A 16,227-nucleotide genomic window follows, 5' to 3' on the forward strand; every position below is an offset into this window, starting at 1 on the left:
GTGCGCATCACCAGAGCGTTAGCGGCAGCCGGGCTCGCCGCCGCCTTCCTCATCGGCGCGGCCTACACACCGCAGGCCGTCGCGGGCGAACTGCCGGACGACACACGGTTCTTCAACAACCCCGACTCGCTCGTGAACAAGTGGGTCGCCGCCAATCCGGGCGACTCCCGGCAGCCGCGCATCGCCTCGCGGATCGCCAGTCAGCCCCAGGCCGTGTGGTTCTCCCGGTACGCCCCCGCGACCGTCACCGAGGACGTCCGCAAGGTCACCTCCGCCGCCTCCGCCAAGGGCCAGACCCCCGTCCTGGTGACGTATCAGATCCCCAACCGCGACTGCGGCGGGGCCTCCGCGGGCGGCGCGCCCGACCTCGCGAGCTATGACGCATGGGTGCGCGGCTTCGCCGCCGGGCTGGGCAGCGGGCCCGCCGTCGTCATCCTCGAACCCGACTCGATCGCACTCATCAGCTGCCTCTCCCCCACCGAGCTGAGCGGCCGCTACGCCTCACTGGCCCGCGCCGCCACCGCCATCCACAGCGCCAACCCCAAGGCCCGGGTGTACTTCGACGCCGGGCACTCGGCGTGGAACAGCGCCGCCGTCCAGGCGTCGCGGCTCCGCTCGGCCGGGGTGCTGACCAGCGGCGACGGCATCTACAGCAATGTCTCCAACTTCCGCCGCACCGCCGACGAGGTGGCCTTCACCAAGAGCGTGCTCGCCCAGTTCGGCACCTCCTCCGGGCTCACCGCCGTCATCGACACCAGCCGCAACGGCAACGGCCCCGCCCCCGACAACGCCTGGTGCGACCCCCACGGCCGCAAGGTCGGCGAAAACCCCACGGCGAACACCGGCGACCCGGCCATCGACGCCTACCTCTGGGTCAAGCCCCCGGGCGAAGTGGACGGCTGCGCGGGCCCGGCGGGCACCTTCGCACCGGACTACGCCTACGAGCTGGCGGGCTGAGAGCCCGCGGCCATGACCGGGCCGTCTCCGTGCCCGGATCCCGCGCCCTGACCCACCCATCGCCGGAGGTCCTCCGCTCCGGCCGTGGAGCGGAGGACCTCCGGGGCGCGGGGCGCTGTCAGCCCATGTGAGCGGGGAGCGGAGTGGCGCCTTCGGTGCCGGGCTCGCGTACCGGGCGCGGGGCGTTCATCAGCAGGGCCACGACCACCGCGGCGCCCACGAGGATCGAGGACGAGACGACGAAGGCGTGCGAGAAGCCCTCGACCAGACCGGCCTTGGCGGTTGCCTTGGCGGTCCGCGGCGTCATCTGCCGGGCGTGCGAGGCCATGTAGTCGGAGGTCGCGCTGGTGGCGATGGTGTTGAGCAGCGCCGTGCCGATCGAACCGCCGATCTGCTGGGCGGTGTTGACGGTGGCGGAGGCGACGCCCGCGTCCCCCGCCCCCACCCCATGAGTCGCGTAGTTCATCGAGGGCGCCATCACCAGGCCCATGCCGAAGCCGACCAGGAGCTCGGCGGGCAGCACCCCCGCCGCGTACGAGCTGTCGACGTCCAGGGGCACCAGCAGGACGACACCGGTGGCCGCGATCAGCAGGCCGGGCGCCACCAGCAGCCGCGGCGGCACCTTGGGGATGAGGCGGGAGGCGACACCGCCCGCGCCGACCAGCACCGCACCGGTCATCGGCAGGAACGCCACACCGGTGAGCAGCGCCGAGTAGCCCTTGACGAGCTGCATGTAGTACGTGAGGAAGAGGAACATCGCGAACATGCCGACCACCGAGAGGCCGACCGCCAGATAGGCGCTGCCACGGGTGCGGTCCGCCACCACGCGCGGCGGCAGCAGCGGCCGTGCCACGCTCCGCTCCACCATGACGAAGGCGAAGAGCAGCACCGCGCCCAGGATGAGCAGCCCGGTCACCAGCCGGGAGTCCCAGCCCTCGGACTCGGCCTCGCTGCATCCGTAGACCACGGCCACCAGCCCGCACACCGCCAGCAGCACCCCGGGGATGTCGAAGCGGGCGCGGCCCTCGGCGCGGGTGTCGGTGGGCAGCACGGACCAGCCGATGGCGGCGACGACGGCGATCGGCACATTGACGTACAGGCACCAGCGCCAGTCGAGGTACTCGGTCAGCAGCCCGCCGACGACCAGCCCGATCGCACCGCCGCCCGCCGCGATCGCGCCGAAGATGCCGAACGCCTTGGCGCGCTCACGGGGCTCGGTGAAGTTCACCGCGAGCAGCGAAAGCGCCGAGGGGGCGAGCAGCGCGGCGAAGGCGCCCTGCAGGGCGCGGGCCGCGAGCAGCATCTCGAAACCGGAGGCGGCGCCGCCGAGCGCGGAGGCCCCGGCGAACCCCAGCAGGCCGATGAGGAAGGTCCGCTTACGGCCGGTGTAGTCCGCGATCCGGCCACCGAGCAGCAGCAGACTGCCGAACGCCAGGGTGTAGGCGGTGATGACCCACTGCCGGTCGCCGTCGGAGATGCCGAGGTCCTTCTGGGCCGACGGCAGGGCGATGTTCACGATGGTGATGTCGAGGACGATCATCAGCTGGGCCAGGCCGATGAAGACAAGGGCGAACCAGCGCCGGGGGTTGGCTCGCGGCGGTGCGGCTGAGGGCTGGGACATGACGATGCCTTTCTGGTCTCGCGGAAGGCGAGCGGAGGGGTAGGTCAGGCGGGGTCGGGGTCGGAGTGGGCGTCGGCGTCGGCTTCCCGGGCGTCGTGGGCCTCGTGGGCGTCGTCGATCACCCGCCCCCGGATGCGCTTGAACGCCTCGGCGTCGACGGCCGGGCCGCCGAGCGGGGTGGTGGGGCGCGGGGAGCCGGTGGGGCGCAACCCGTCGATGTAGACATCCAGTTGGCGATGGGCGAGGGCGTCATCGGGGGCGAACCGGCCGCCGCCGGGCAGCGGCCGGGTCAGCCGGATGATCATCAGCGTGATGTCGCCGAAGACGACATCACTCCGGACCAGCCCCTGGGCCTGGGCGCGCAGGAGCATCGCGTCGATCGGGTCGACGGCGTCGCCGGGGACACGGCCGAGGATCTCGTCGACGGTGAACCGGCCCAGCAGCGCGGGCATCACCGAGCCGATCTTGAGATCGAGCGCGGCGTGCATGAAGCGGCGCAGTGCGAGACAGGGATCGCCCTCCTCGGCGGCGGCCCGGCTCGCGGCCTCGACCAGCGCGGTCAGCACCTCGATGGCGACCCCTCGGTGCAGATCGGCACGGTGCGGAAACCGCCGGTAGAGGGTCGCGATGCCGACCCCGGCGCGCCGGGCTATCTCATCCAGCGGAGCATCCGGCCCCTGATCGGCGAAGACCTCGCGGGCGGCGCGCAGGATCTGCTCCCGGTTGCGCCGCGCGTCGGCGCGCATGGGGGGCGACGGGACGTCGGCAAGGGCGTCGGCGTCGGTCTCAGCGTCTGCGGACACGGGACTCTCCTGACAGCACAGCACATACCTACAGCTATGTGGAGAAATTTTCTCCACATAGCTGCGAGCGTAGCGAGCCCACCGCCATTATTCAACACGCGATGAAAAAGATCCGAACCCCTCCGGCATGTCCCGCTGCCGTGGAGGCACAAAGACCTGGGCCCGGCCCCCGCCGAAGCGGGGGCCGGGCCCAGGTGGGTGATGCCTTGAGCGGCTCAGACCAGATTGACCGAGCGGGCCGAGGTGGCGCCGATCTCCTCGGCGATCTCGGTGAGCACGGGCTGCGGAATGGTGTCGTCCACCGTGAGCGCCACCAGCGCGGCACCGCCCGCCGTGGCCCGGGAGACCTGCATCCCCGCGATGTTGATCCCCGCCTCGCCCAGGATGCGTCCGAGCGTGCCGACCACGCCCGGACGGTCGGTGTAGCGGAGGAAGGCCATGTGGTCGGCGAGTGCCAGGTCCACGTCGTACTCCCCCACCGCGACGATCTTCTGCTGGTGCTTGGGGCCGGCCAGCGTGCCGGAGATCGAGACCTCCTCGCCGTCCGAGAGGGTGCCGCGCACGATCACCACATTGCGGTGCTCGCTCGACTCCGAGCTGGTGGTCAGCCGCACCTCGACCCCGCGCTCCTGCGCGAACAGCGGCGCGTTCACATACGAGACGGTCTCGTCGACGATGTCCTCGAAGACGCCCTTGAGCGCCGACAGCTCCAGCACCTTGACGTCGTGCTGGGTGATCTCGCCGTACACCTCGACATCGAGGCGGACCGCGACCTCGCCCGCCAGCGCGGTGAAGATCCGCCCCAGCTTCTCGGCCAGCGGCAGCCCGGGGCGTACGTCCTCGGCGATGACGCCGCCCTGGACGTTCACCGCGTCCGGGACCAGCTCGCCGGCCAGCGCCAGCCGCACCGAGCGGGCGACCGCGATGCCCGCCTTCTCCTGGGCCTCACCGGTGGAGGCGCCCAGATGCGGGGTGACCACCACATTGTCGAACTCGAACAGCGGGGACTCGGTGCACGGCTCCTGGGAGAAGACGTCCAGCCCGGCCCCGGCCACCCGGCCCTCCTTGAGGGCGGCGGCCAGCGCCACCTCGTCCACGATCCCGCCGCGCGCGGCGTTCACGATCCGGACCTCCGGCTTGACCTTGTGCAGCGCCTCGTCGCCGATCAGGCCGACCGTCTCGGGAGTCCTGGGGAGGTGGACCGTGATGAAGTCGGAGACCTCGAGCAGGTCGTCCAGCGAGAGCAGCTTCACACCCATCTGCGCGGCCCGCGCGGGCTGCACATACGGGTCGTACGCGACGACCTTCATGCCGAAGGCGGACATCCGCTGGGCCACCAGGACGCCGATGCGGCCGAGGCCGACCACGCCGAGGATCTTCTCGCTCAGCTCCACACCGGTGTACTTGCTGCGCTTCCACTCGCCGTTCTTCAGCGCGGCATTGGCCTGCGGAATGTTCCGGGCCGTGGCCACCAGCAGACCGCAGGCGAGCTCGGCGGCGGTGACGATGTTGGACGTCGGCGCGTTGACGACCATGACGCCCGCCTTGGTGGCGGCCGAGACGTCCACATTGTCCAGGCCGACGCCCGCGCGGGCGACCACCTTCAGCTTCTTCGCGGCGGCGATGGCCTCGGCGTCGACCTTGGTCGCGCTGCGGACGAGGATCGCGTCCACATCGGCGATGGCGGGAAGGAGCTCGGCCCGGTCCGCCCCGTTGCAGTTCCGGATCTCGAAGTCCGGGCCCAGGGCATCGACCGTCGCCGGAGAGAGCTCTTCGGCGATGAGTACGACGGGTTTACCAGTGGAAGCAGTGCTCACGTGGTCTTCAGTCCTCACTAGTCCTCAGCGGACGGCCGTCCCGACGGCCGCTGGCGGTGAAGGGGTCAGCCGCGTGGGAGACGCACGACGCTGTGAGCCTGACGCGCTTGCTGCTGATGAGTGTAGTGGCGGTCGGGCCTTCGTCATGTGCCGTTGCGGCAGGATCACCCGCACGTGGTGGTGCGCGATGGACAAAGCGCGAACCGGGTGCGGCGGGGGTCCGGTGGACCCCCGCCGCACCCGGGGCACGGCCTCCGCGCCACCAGGCGCGGTTACGCCTCCTCGTCGACCCAGCTCATGAGCTTGCGCAGCTCCTTGCCGGTGGTCTCCAGCAGGTGGTTCTCGTCGGCCTTCTTCAGCTCGTTGTACTTCGGCAGGCCGGCGTTGTACTCCGCCATCCAGTTCTTGGCGAAGGTGCCGTCCTGGATCTCGCCGAGGATCTTCTTCATCTCGGCCTTGGTGGACTCGTTGATGATCCGCGGACCGGAGACGTAGTCGCCCCACTCGGCGGTCTCGGAGATCGACCAGCGCATCTTCTCCAGGCCGCCCTCGTACATCAGGTCCACGATCAGCTTGAGCTCGTGGAGGCACTCGAAGTACGCGATCTCCGGCTGGTAACCGGCCTCGACCAGGGTCTCGAACCCGGCCTTGACCAGCGCCGAGGTGCCGCCGCACAGCACCGCCTGCTCACCGAAGAGGTCGGTCTCGGTCTCCTCGGTGAAGGTGGTCTTGATGACGCCGGCGCGGGTGCCGCCGATGCCCTTGGCGTAGGACAGGGCCAGCTCGAAGGCGCTCCCGGTGGCGTCCTGCTCGACGGCCGCGATGCACGGCACGCCGCGCCCCTCCTCGTACTGGCGGCGGACCAGGTGGCCCGGGCCCTTGGGGGCGACCATGCAGACGTCCACGTTGGCCGGGGGCTTGATGAAGTCGAACCGGATGTTGAGACCGTGCCCGAAGAACAGCGCGTCGCCGTCCTTCAGGTTGGCCTTCACGGACTCCTCGTAGACCTTGGCCTGGATCGGGTCCGGGACCAGGATCATGATCACGTCGGCCTCGGCGGACGCCTCGGCCGGGGTGACCACGCGCAGGCCCTGCTCCTCGGCCTTGGCCTTGGACTTGGAGCCCTCGTGCAGGCCGACCCGGACGTCGACGCCCGAGTCGCGCAGCGACAGCGCGTGGGCGTGGCCCTGGCTGCCGTAGCCGAGGATTGCGACCTTGCGGCCCTGGATGATGGACAGGTCGGCGTCGTCGTCGTAGAACAGCTCGGCCACTTCGGGAATCTCCTAGCGTGTGGGTTGTGCTTCCCACCGTATGACGGGCGGGCGGGTGAAGGTTTCGGGGTCTCGCCATACGGTCCGGCGCGCGGGTGGCGCCGGACCGTGGCCCCGCTGGTCGGGCGGGGCCGGGGTCAGGCGGACCGGTCGAGCGCGCGCAGGCTCCGGTCGGTGATGGAGCGGGCGCCGCGCCCTATGGCGATGGTGCCGGACTGGACCAGCTCCTTGATGCCGTACGGTTCCAGCATCCTGAGCATGGCCTCGAGCTTGTCGCTGCTGCCGGTGGCCTCGATGGTCACGGCCTCCGGGGAGACGTCCACGGTCTTGGCGCGGAACAGCTGGACGATCTCGACGATCTGGGAGCGGGTCTCGTTGTCGGCGCGGACCTTGACCAGGACGAGCTCCCGCTGGATCGCCTGGCCGTCCTCCAGCTCGACGATCTTCAGCACGTTGACCAGCTTGTTGAGCTGCTTGGTGACCTGCTCCAGCGGCAGCTCCTCGACATTGACCACGATGGTGATCCGGGAGATGTCGGGGTGCTCGGTGACGCCGACGGCCAGCGAGTCGATGTTGAACCCGCGGCGGGAGAACAGGGCGGCGATCCGGGCCAGGATGCCGGGGGTGTTCTCCACCAGGACGGAGAGGGTGTGCTTGGACATGGGCTCGGTCTCTTCTCTCTCTCGGTCCTGGCCTCAGTCGTCTTCGCCGTCGCCGAAGTCCGGGCGGGTGTCGCGCGCCGCCAGGATCTCGTCGTTGGAGGTGCCGGCCGCGACCATCGGCCAGACCATGGCGTCCTCATGGACGATGAAGTCCACGACCACCGGGCGGTCGTTGATCGCGTTGGCCTTCTCGATCACGGCGTCGAGGTCGGCCGGGTCCTCGCAGCGCAGCCCGACGCAGCCCATGGCCTCGGCGAGCTTCACGAAGTCGGGGACGCGGGTGCCCAGGTTCGCCTGCGCGGGGGCGTCGGGGCCGGAGTGCAGGACCGTGTTGGAGTAGCGCTGGTTGTAGAAGAGGGTCTGCCACTGGCGAACCATGCCCAGCGCGCCGTTGTTGATGATCGCGACCTTGATCGGGATGTTGTTCAGCGCGCAGGTGACCAGTTCCTGGTTGGTCATCTGGAAGCAGCCGTCACCGTCGATCGCCCAGACCGTACGGCCCTCGTCGGCACCGGCCTTGGCGCCCATGGCGGCCGGGACGGCGTAGCCCATCGTCCCGGCGCCGCCCGAGTTCAGCCAGGTGGCGGGGGTGTCGTAGTCGATGAAGTGGGCGGCCCACATCTGGTGCTGGCCGACGCCCGCGGCGAAGATCGTGCCCTCCGGGGCCAGCTGGCCGATCCGCTGGATGACCTGCTGCGGGGCGAGGCTGCCGTCGGCCGGCTGGCCGTAGCCGAGCGGGTAGGTCTCCCGCCACCGGTTCAGGTCCTCCCACCAGCCGCTGTAGTCGCCGGTGTGGCCCGCGTCGTGCTCGGCCTGGACGGCGACGACCAGGTCCGCGATGACCTCGCGGGCGTCCCCGACGATCGGCACGTCGGCGGCGCGGTTCTTGCCGATCTCGGCCGGGTCGATGTCCGCGTGGACGATCTTGGCGTACGGGGCGAAGGAGTCCAGCTTGCCGGTGACGCGGTCGTCGAAGCGGGCGCCGAGCGCCACGATCAGATCGGCCTTCTGCAGCGCGGTCACGGCGGCGACGGTGCCGTGCATGCCCGGCATGCCGAGGTGGAGGTGGTGGCTGTCGGGGAAGGCGCCCAGCGCCATCAGGGTGGTGGTGACCGGCGCGCCGGTCAGCTCGGCCAGCACCTTCAGCTCGGCGGTGGCCTGCGCCTTGATCACGCCGCCGCCGACGTACAGCACCGGGCGCTCGGCCTGGGTGATCAGGCGGGCGGCCTCGCGGATCTGCTTGGCGTGCGGCTTGGTGACCGGGCGGTAGCCGGGCAGATCGATCTGCGGCGGCCAGGAGAAGGTGGTCTGCGCCTGGAGCACGTCCTTGGGGATGTCGACCAGGACCGGGCCGGGGCGGCCGGTGGAGGCGATGTGGAACGCCTCGGCGATCGTGCGCGGGATGTCCTCGGCCTTGGTGACCAGGAAGTTGTGCTTGGTGATCGGCATGGTGATGCCGCAGATGTCCGCCTCCTGGAAGGCGTCCGTACCGATGGCCTTGGACGCCACCTGGCCGGTGATCGCGACGATCGGGACCGAGTCCATATGGGCGTCGCCGATGGGGGTGACCAGGTTGGTCGCTCCGGGGCCCGAGGTCGCCATGCAGACGCCGACCTTGCCGGTGGCCTGGGCGTAGCCGGTGGCCGCGTGGCCCGCGCCCTGCTCATGGCGGACCAGCACGTGCCGGACCTTCGAGGAGTCCATCATCGGGTCATACGCGGGGAGGATCGTGCCACCGGGGATGCCGAAGACGGTGTCGGCACCCACTTCCTCGAGGGAACGGATGAGGGACTGCGCGCCCGTGACGTGCTCGACGGGGGCGGACTGCGGTCCGCCGCTACGGGGCCGAGGCTGGGGGTGATGGGACCCGGGGGCCTGCTCGGTCATCGGCATTCTCTTCTCGAAGGTGAGGTTCGGTGCGGGAGGGAGGGGGCGGGGCGGTGCACCGGCCCTGCCGGTGCAACAAAAAACCCCTCGTGCCGTAAGGCAAGCGAGGGGAGCGCGCCGGTGAGGGTCCGCAGGGCTTCGATGAGCCCTGCTCAGCCGACGCGCTGTCCAAGTACGAGAATTCGGGTGCGCATGGCTCCGACCCTCCCCCCGGCGCATATCGGGTGTCAAGTGGGTGGGACGGGCGTCTCAGTATTTGAGCGGGTCGGCGGGTGGGTGTGCGGCTCCGTACGGCGCGGGCCGTGGGAGCCGCCGTGCCCGCCGTGAGCGCCGTGCCGGATCGGCAGGGTGCCGCCGACCAGCAGCGGGGGCTCCGGGCGCGGCACCGGGTAGCCGCCGCGCAGCAGCGCCCGGCGCAGCCGGTGCTCGTCCAGCGGCCCGCTGAAGGCCGCCCCTTGGGCGTGGGTGCATCCCATACCGCGCAGGGTGACAATCTGCTCGGGCAACTCCACCCCCTCTGCGATGGACTGCATTCCGAGGTCGCCTGCGATCCTCAGCAGGCCCGCGGTGATCTTGTGCAGCCGTGAGGACTCGACCACTCCCTCGACCAGTCCGGGGTCCAGTTTCAGCACATCGATGGGGAGCCTGCGCAGTGCCCTGATCGCGGCATAGCCGCTGCCGAAGCCGTCGAGGGCGATCCGCACCCCCAGGCGGCGCAGCGCGCCGAGACGGTGCTCGAGCTCGTCCAGCGGCACCCGTGGATCGCTGTCGGTCAGCTCCAGGATCAGCGCGCCGGACGGCAGCCCGTGGCGGGCCAGCAGGGTCTCCACGGCCTTGGGCGGCATCGACTTGTCCACCAGCCGGCTCGCGGGGAGCCGTACGCAGACCGGCACCGGATGGCCGTCGCGGCGCCGCTGGGCGGCCTGCTCGACGGCCGCCTCGAGCATCCAGCGGGACAGCTCGGCGGTGCGGGCGGTGTCCTCGCCGCTCCCCCGGCCGTTGTCGGCGACCCGGAGGAACTCGGCGGGGGTGAACAGGATGCCCTGGGCCGAGCGCCAGCGGGCCTGGGCCGCGACCGCGGTGATCCGGCCGCTGGTCAGCTCGACGACGGGCTGGTGCAGCAGCACGAACTCCCCGTCGTGCAGGGCGGCTCGCAGTCTGGTGGCGACCTCGGCGCGCCGCGCCACCTCGGCCTGCATCTGTGGTGCGTACAGCTCGACGCGGTTCTTGCCCGCGGCCTTGGCGCGGTACATCGCCAGGTCGGCGTTGCGCATCAGGGCGCCGGGGCTGGTGCCGGGCTCGGCGAAGGCGACGCCGATGCTGGCGGCCACGCGGACCTCGGTGCCGCCCTCGACCCGGTAGGGCTGGGAGAGCCGGAGCCGCAGCCGGTCGGCGATCTCCATGATGCGCTGCTCGCGGGTGCCCGTGTCCCCCTCGCCGTCGCCGAGGATGAGGGCGGCGAACTCGTCGCCCCCGAGCCGGGCCGCGCAGTCGCCGGACCCGGACCGCACGGACTCCTGGAGCCGGCGGGCGGCCTGGACCAGCAGTTCGTCCCCGGCGTGGTGGCCGACGGTGTCGTTGACCGCCTTGAAGCCGTCGAGGTCGATGAAGAGCACGGCGGTGCCGGCGTCCGTACGGCGGCGGCCGGCGACGGCGTGCGCGACCCGCCGGGTGAACAGGGCGCGGTTGGGCAGATCGGTGAGCGGGTCGTGCTCGGCGTTGTGCTGGAGCTGGGCCTGGAGCCGGACCCGCTCGGTGACATCGCGGCTGTTGAAGATCAGCCCGCCGTGGTGGCGGTTGATCGTGGACTCCACGTTGAGCCAGTCCCCGGAGCCGGAGCGGAAGCGGCATTCGATGCGCGTGGTGGGCTCCTCGCCCGGTGAGGCGGCCAGGAACCGGCGGACCTCGTGGACCACCGATCCGAGGTCCTCGGGGTGGATGAGGGAGGCCAGCTCGGAGCCCTCCAGCTCCTCCGCGTCGCGGCCGTAGACCCCGGAGGCGGCCGGGCTGACGTAGCGCAGGATTCCGGTGGGCGCGGCGATCATGATCACATCGCTGGAGCTCTGCACCAGGGAGCGGAAGTGGCTCTCCTTCTGCGCGAGTTCCTGGGTGAGCCTGATGTTGTCCATCAGCATGATCGCCTGTCGGACGACGAGCGCGAGCACGACCGCGCAGGCGGTGAAGAGCACCACCCCGTCGATCGGCCGGCCGTCCATCACGTTGAACAGGACCCCCAGGGTGCAGACGGCGGCGGCGAGATAGGGCGCGAGTGCGGCGAGCGAGCCCGCGATGGGGACGCTCTGCTGCGGGGAGCGACGCGCCGGCGGCGGGTTCTGGGCGGCCTCGCGGCGGGCCACCCAGGGTGCGTACGCCAGCAGCGCGGAACCGGCGAACCACCCGGCGTCGAGTATCTGCCCGGAGCGGTAGTGCTCCCGCAGCAGCGGCGAGGTGAACAGCGCGTCGCACAGCACGGTGAGCGCGAAGGCGGCGATCGCGGTGTTGATCGCGGAGCGGTTGCCCGAGGAACGCCGGAAGTGGAGCACGATCACCATGCTGACCAGCACGATGTCCAGCAGCGGATAGGCGAGCGACAGAGCGCCGCGGGCCACGGAGGCGCCGTCCGCGCCGAACTCCCCGGTGTGGGCGAGCGCGAGGCTCCAGGAGAGCGTGACCAGCGATCCGGCGATCAGCCAGGCGTCCAGCCCCAGACAGATCCACCGGGCGCGGCTCGTGGGGCGCTTGGCGAGCACCAGCATCCCGACGATGGCGGGCGGGGCGAAGAGCAGGAAGCAGAAGTCGGCGACCGAGGGGGTCGGCACGGGGCGGCCGAGCACCACCTCGTACCAGCCCCAGACGGCGTTCCCGAGCCCGGCCATGGCCGAGGAGGCGGCGAACAGCAGCCAGGCCGGGCGCAGCCGCCCGGCGTGCCGGCGGCCGTGCCACAGACAGGAGGCCGCGGCGGCGAAGGCGGCGGCGCTCAGCCCGAAGTCACCCATGACGAGGGCCAGTCGGGAGGATCCCCAGCCGACGATCGCCCCCGCCGCGTAACCGCCGCAGACCAGGGCGAGGACCACTTGCGGCAACAGCCCGGCCCCGCCGCCGGAGACCGACGGCCGGGCGAGCACCGCTCCCGTGGCGCTCACTGGACTGCCATCCACTGCGTGGCGGACCACTGGCGCCTCGGGGCTCCCGGAAGCGGTATCCCCGCGGGCCTCGTCGAGCTGGAGAACCGCGCGGCTGCGCGGAAGTGTCGCGGTCGACGCCTGAGCTGCGTCGGGTTGTCGGTCCATCGGCCATACATCGCCCGTCGCCCCCCTCGAGTTCCGGTCCATCGCTGACGCCGTCAGGTCAGTGGCGCAGCCCCCGCTCGGGACGATACACCAGACTGGTCACTCAGGGACATAGGCCACCTACGGACCGTAACCGACTACGGCGTTGTATATACGGAGGGGAGTCAATCGGTGCCTGTATGTGGTGCCAGAGGCATGTCTACCCCGTCGTGGCGACGAGATGTGCCAGCGACTCGCCGCGCGCGTAACGGTGCAGCTGATCCCTCAACAGCCGCTTGGCGCGCGGGAGGAAGGCCGACGTGGGGCCGCCCACATGCGGGGAGATGAGTACCCCTGGAGCGTGCCACAGCGGATGCCCGGCGGGCAGTGGTTCGGGGTCGGTCACATCGAGCGCGGCCCGCAGCCGGCCCGACTCCAACTCCGTGAGCAGGGCCTTGGTGTCCACGACCCCACCACGGGCCACGTTCACCAGCAGCGCCCCGTCCTTCATCCGCGACAGGAATTCCGCCCCGGCCAGACCACGGGTGGCCTCGGTGAGCGGGGTCACCAGCACCACCACATCGGCTTCCGGAAGCAGTCGGGGCAATGCGTCGATCGGATGCACCGGGCCGCGCTCGGTCGTGCGCGGGGAGCGCGCGACGCGCGCCACCCGCTCGCACTCGAACGGCACGAGCCGATCCTCGATCGCGCTGCCGATGGCCCCGTAGCCGACGATCAGTACGGACTTGTCGGCGAGCGCGGGACGGAAGCCGGAGCGCCACTCCTCGGCGTCCTGGCCCCGGACGAAGTCGGGGATACCGCGCAGCGAGGCCAGGATGAGGGTGAGGGCGAGCTCGGCGGTGCTCGCGTCGTGCACCCCGCGCGCGTTGCACAGCCGCACCCCGGGCGCGAGATCGGCCAGCGCGGGCTTGATGTGGTCTATTCCGGCGGTCAGGGTCTGCACCACCCGCAGGTTGGCCATGGCGGGCAGCGGGCGGGTGCACACCTGCGGCGGCTTCATGTAGGGGACGCAGTAGAACGCGCAGCGCGCCGGGTCGGTGGGGAAGTCCTCGCCGCCGTCCCAGTGGGCGTATTCGAGGGTGTCGGGAAGGCCGTCGATCTCCTCGGGCGGGATGGGCAGCCACACCAGGTCGCGCGCTTCGGATGAACCGTGAGTCGAATCGCGGTGGCGGAACGTATCGCTGTCATCTGCACTCATGCCAGGAGGCTATGCGATCACCGGCCGTTGGCAGAGGTTAGTTTGGGGTCCGAGGAACGGGAGGGGTCAGGCCAGGTGGAGCGCAGGAGGATCGGAGCGGCGGCGCTCGAAGTGGGGGCCATCGGCCTTGGATGCATGCCGATGAGCTGGGCGTACACCGCTTCGCAGCGCAGTGGCGAGCACTCGGTGCGCACCGTGCACACCGCGCTCGACTCGGGGGCGAGCCTGCTGGACACCGCCGACATGTACGGCCCCTTCACCAATGAGCTGCTGGTGGGGCGGGTGCTCAAGGAGCGGCGGGCGGACGCCTTCGTGTCCACCAAATGCGGACTGCTGGTGGGCGACCAGCACATCGTGGCCAACGGGCGGCCCGGCTATGTGAAGCGGGCCTGCGACGCCTCGCTGCGCCGGCTCCAGACCGATGTGATCGACCTCTACCAGCTGCACCGGGCCGACCCGGAGGTCCCCATAGAGGAGACCTGGGGTGCGATGGCGGAGCTGGTCGCGGCCGGGAAGGTGCGGGCGCTCGGGCTGTGCGCCGTGGGCGCGCGGGCGCAGCGGAGGGCGGGCGCCGGGATGCACGACGCCACGGTGCGCCAGCTGGAGCGGGTCCAGCAGGTCTTTCCGGTCAGCTGTGTGCAGGCGGAGCTGTCGGTGTGGTCGCCCGACGCGCTGGAGGCGCTGGTGCCGTGGTGCGCCTCGCGCGGGGTGGGCTTCCTGGCGGCGATGCCGCTGGGCAACGGCTTCCTCAGCGGGACGCTCACCCCGGGGCAGGGCTTCGAACCGGACGACATGCGGGCCCGGCACCCGCGGTTCACGGCGGAGATGATGGCCGCGAACCAGCCGATCGTGGCCGGTCTGCGACGGGTCGCCCAGCGGCACGGGGACGGGGTGACCCCGGCACAGGTGGCCCTGGCCTGGCTGCTGGCGCAGGGGCCGCATGTGGTGCCGGTGCCGGGGACGAAGCGGGAGCGGTGGGCGGCGGAGAACTGCGCGGCGGCCGGTCTGCCGCTCTCGCCCGCGGACCTCGCGGAGATCGCGGAGCTGCCGCCGGCGCGGGGATCGTGGGACTGAACGCGTCGCACACCGGCCGCCCGGCGCGGGCCGCCGGTGTGCGTTCGGCCCTGGTCGGGGCCCGGTTCGGGGATGGGAACCCGGCGCGGGTCCGCGGTGTATAAGAATCAGTGCCGTGCCGCGGCACACGTGCCCATGGAGAGGAACCCGACCGTGCGACGTCCTCGCGTCACCTCTGTTCTCGCCGCCGCTGCCGCCGTTTCGCTCGTGGCGGGCTGCTCGTCCGACGGCGACAGCATCACCAGACCGGGCGGCCGGTCGTCCGCGCCCACGAAGCCGGGCGGCGGAGGCTCCTCCTCGGGCGCGCCCTCGCCGACGGAGTCCGCGGCGCCCGCGAAGGGCTCGGTGAAGGTGGAGCGCACGCTCACCACGAAGCTGAACTCCCCCTGGGGGCTCGCGCCGCTGCCCGGTGGGGATCTGCTGGTCTCCTCGCGGGACACCGGGAAGATCTTCAAGGTCTCGGCGGACTCGGGGAAGAAGACCGAGCTGGGGTCCGTCCCGGGCGTCTCGGCCGCCGGTGAGGGCGGGCTGCTGGGGCTGGCGGTCTCCTCCGACTTCGGCACGGACCATATGGTCTACGCGTACTTCACCACCGATTCGGACAACCGCATCGTCCGGATGGTGTACGACGACAAGCGCCCCGCCGGCAATCAGCTCGGCGCCCCGGACACGATCTTCAAGGGCATCCCCAAGGGCCAGATCCACAACGGGGGCCGCATCGCCTTCGGCCCGGACAAGATGCTCTACGCGGGCACGGGAGAGAGCGGTGACCGCGGGCTCGCCCAGGACATGGACTCCTTCGGCGGCAAGATCCTGCGGATGACCCCGGACGGCGAGCCCGCGCCCCGCAATCCGGACGCCCAGTCGGTCGTCTACTCCCCGGGTCACCGCAATGTGCAGGGCCTGGCCTGGGATGCGGACAAGCGGCTGTGGGCCTCCGAGTTCGGCCAGGACACCTGGGACGAGCTCAATCTGATCGAGCCGGGCAAGAACTACGGCTGGCCGGAGGTCGAGGGCCAGGCCGGGAAGAAGGGCTTTGCCGATCCGCTCGAGCAGTGGAAGCCCAAGGACGCCTCGCCGAGCGGAATCGCCTTCGCCAAGGGCTCGATCTGGATGGCGGGGCTGCGCGGTGAGCGGCTGTGGCGCATTCCGCTGAAGGGCGACAAGGCGGTGGCGAAGCCGCAGTCGTTCCTGGACGGGAAGTACGGACGGCTGCGCAGCGTGGTGGCGGCGGACGACGGGGGGCTGTGGCTGACCACGAGCAATACGGATGGCCGTGGTAAGCCGGGTCGGGAGGACGACCGGATCCTGCGGCTGGAGGTCCGCTGAGAGCTGCTGAGGGAGCGAACCGGCCAATGGCGTCGCCCAGTTCGGTGGACATGTCGCGGGGTGCCCGTTCTGTGACGGGTCCGCCTACACTGGCAGCAGTCGCACGCCTACGGGGGTCGTCATGTTCAACCTCATCGAGGAACTGTTCGCGCCCGGGCGCAAGCACACCGAGGAAGAGCGCAACCGGCTGGAGTTCACGCTCGACGAGACGGGCAACAGCGACCCGCCGTGGAAGGGCCCTATAGACCTCGACTCCGGGCGAGTGGTGATCCGTCCCCGCGAAGGGGACTGACCCGGCGGGCGGCCGGCGTACCGCGC

The 16,227-nt window shown here is 71.1% G+C and carries 12 protein-coding genes; 4 read left to right on the forward strand and 8 right to left on the reverse strand.

The genetic code is table 11. From position 1 onward, the window contains the following. Complete coding sequence (locus ACZ6TD_RS16055) at positions 1-957, forward strand: glycoside hydrolase family 6 protein (protein WP_471354574.1); 957 nt, start codon at positions 1-3, stop codon at positions 955-957. A 118-nt stretch (positions 958-1,075) separates the two neighbouring features. On the opposite strand, the gene ACZ6TD_RS16060 is transcribed toward ACZ6TD_RS16055, so the two are convergent. The 8 genes from ACZ6TD_RS16060 to ACZ6TD_RS16095 form a co-directional block, all read right to left on the reverse strand. Further along, positions 1,076-2,578 (reverse strand): MFS transporter, encoded by a 1,503-nt coding sequence (locus ACZ6TD_RS16060; RefSeq protein WP_471354576.1) that lies wholly within the window; start codon positions 2,576-2,578, stop codon positions 1,076-1,078. A 44-nt stretch (positions 2,579-2,622) separates the two neighbouring features. Then, entirely contained in the window at positions 2,623-3,381 is a 759-nt protein-coding gene (locus ACZ6TD_RS16065) for a TetR/AcrR family transcriptional regulator (RefSeq protein ID WP_471354578.1), read from the reverse strand. Between the two features lie 215 nt (positions 3,382-3,596). Next, positions 3,597-5,198: a phosphoglycerate dehydrogenase gene (serA, locus tag ACZ6TD_RS16070; RefSeq protein ID WP_471354580.1), complete on the reverse strand. Its 1,602-nt coding sequence runs from the start codon at positions 5,196-5,198 to the stop codon at positions 3,597-3,599. 272 nt (positions 5,199-5,470) lie between these two features. Then, complete coding sequence (ilvC, locus tag ACZ6TD_RS16075) at positions 5,471-6,469, reverse strand: ketol-acid reductoisomerase (protein ID WP_470004930.1); 999 nt, start codon at positions 6,467-6,469, stop codon at positions 5,471-5,473. Positions 6,470-6,606: 137 nt separating this feature from the next. Then, positions 6,607-7,131, reverse strand: coding sequence for an acetolactate synthase small subunit (gene ilvN, locus ACZ6TD_RS16080; protein WP_037948468.1), 525 nt, complete (start codon positions 7,129-7,131; stop codon positions 6,607-6,609). 33 nt (positions 7,132-7,164) lie between these two features. Next, positions 7,165-9,018: an acetolactate synthase large subunit gene (locus tag ACZ6TD_RS16085; RefSeq protein WP_471354582.1), complete on the reverse strand. Its 1,854-nt coding sequence runs from the start codon at positions 9,016-9,018 to the stop codon at positions 7,165-7,167. 227 nt (positions 9,019-9,245) lie between these two features. Next, positions 9,246-12,161, reverse strand: a complete 2,916-nt coding sequence (locus ACZ6TD_RS16090; protein WP_471354584.1) for a putative bifunctional diguanylate cyclase/phosphodiesterase — start codon at positions 12,159-12,161, stop codon at positions 9,246-9,248. 346 nt (positions 12,162-12,507) lie between these two features. Next, entirely contained in the window at positions 12,508-13,506 is a 999-nt protein-coding gene (locus tag ACZ6TD_RS16095; RefSeq protein WP_471354586.1) for a 2-hydroxyacid dehydrogenase, read from the reverse strand. Positions 13,507-13,581: 75 nt separating this feature from the next. Here ACZ6TD_RS16095 and ACZ6TD_RS16100 point away from each other — a divergent pair, with 75 nt between their 5' ends. The 3 genes from ACZ6TD_RS16100 (at position 13,582) to ACZ6TD_RS16110 (ending at position 16,201) form a co-directional block, all read left to right on the forward strand. Continuing rightward, complete coding sequence (locus tag ACZ6TD_RS16100; protein WP_470004926.1) at positions 13,582-14,580, forward strand: aldo/keto reductase; 999 nt, start codon at positions 13,582-13,584, stop codon at positions 14,578-14,580. 135 nt (positions 14,581-14,715) lie between these two features. Further along, the gene (locus tag ACZ6TD_RS16105) at positions 14,716-15,909 is read left to right on the forward strand and encodes a PQQ-dependent sugar dehydrogenase (RefSeq protein WP_471354588.1); all 1,194 of its coding nucleotides are present in this window, start codon (positions 14,716-14,718) and stop codon (positions 15,907-15,909) included. Positions 15,910-16,030: 121 nt separating this feature from the next. After that, positions 16,031-16,201 (forward strand): DUF6191 domain-containing protein, encoded by a 171-nt coding sequence (locus tag ACZ6TD_RS16110; protein WP_471354590.1) that lies wholly within the window; start codon positions 16,031-16,033, stop codon positions 16,199-16,201. Positions 16,202-16,227 lie beyond the last annotated feature (26 nt).

Source organism: Streptomyces yongxingensis, from assembly GCF_055597465.1.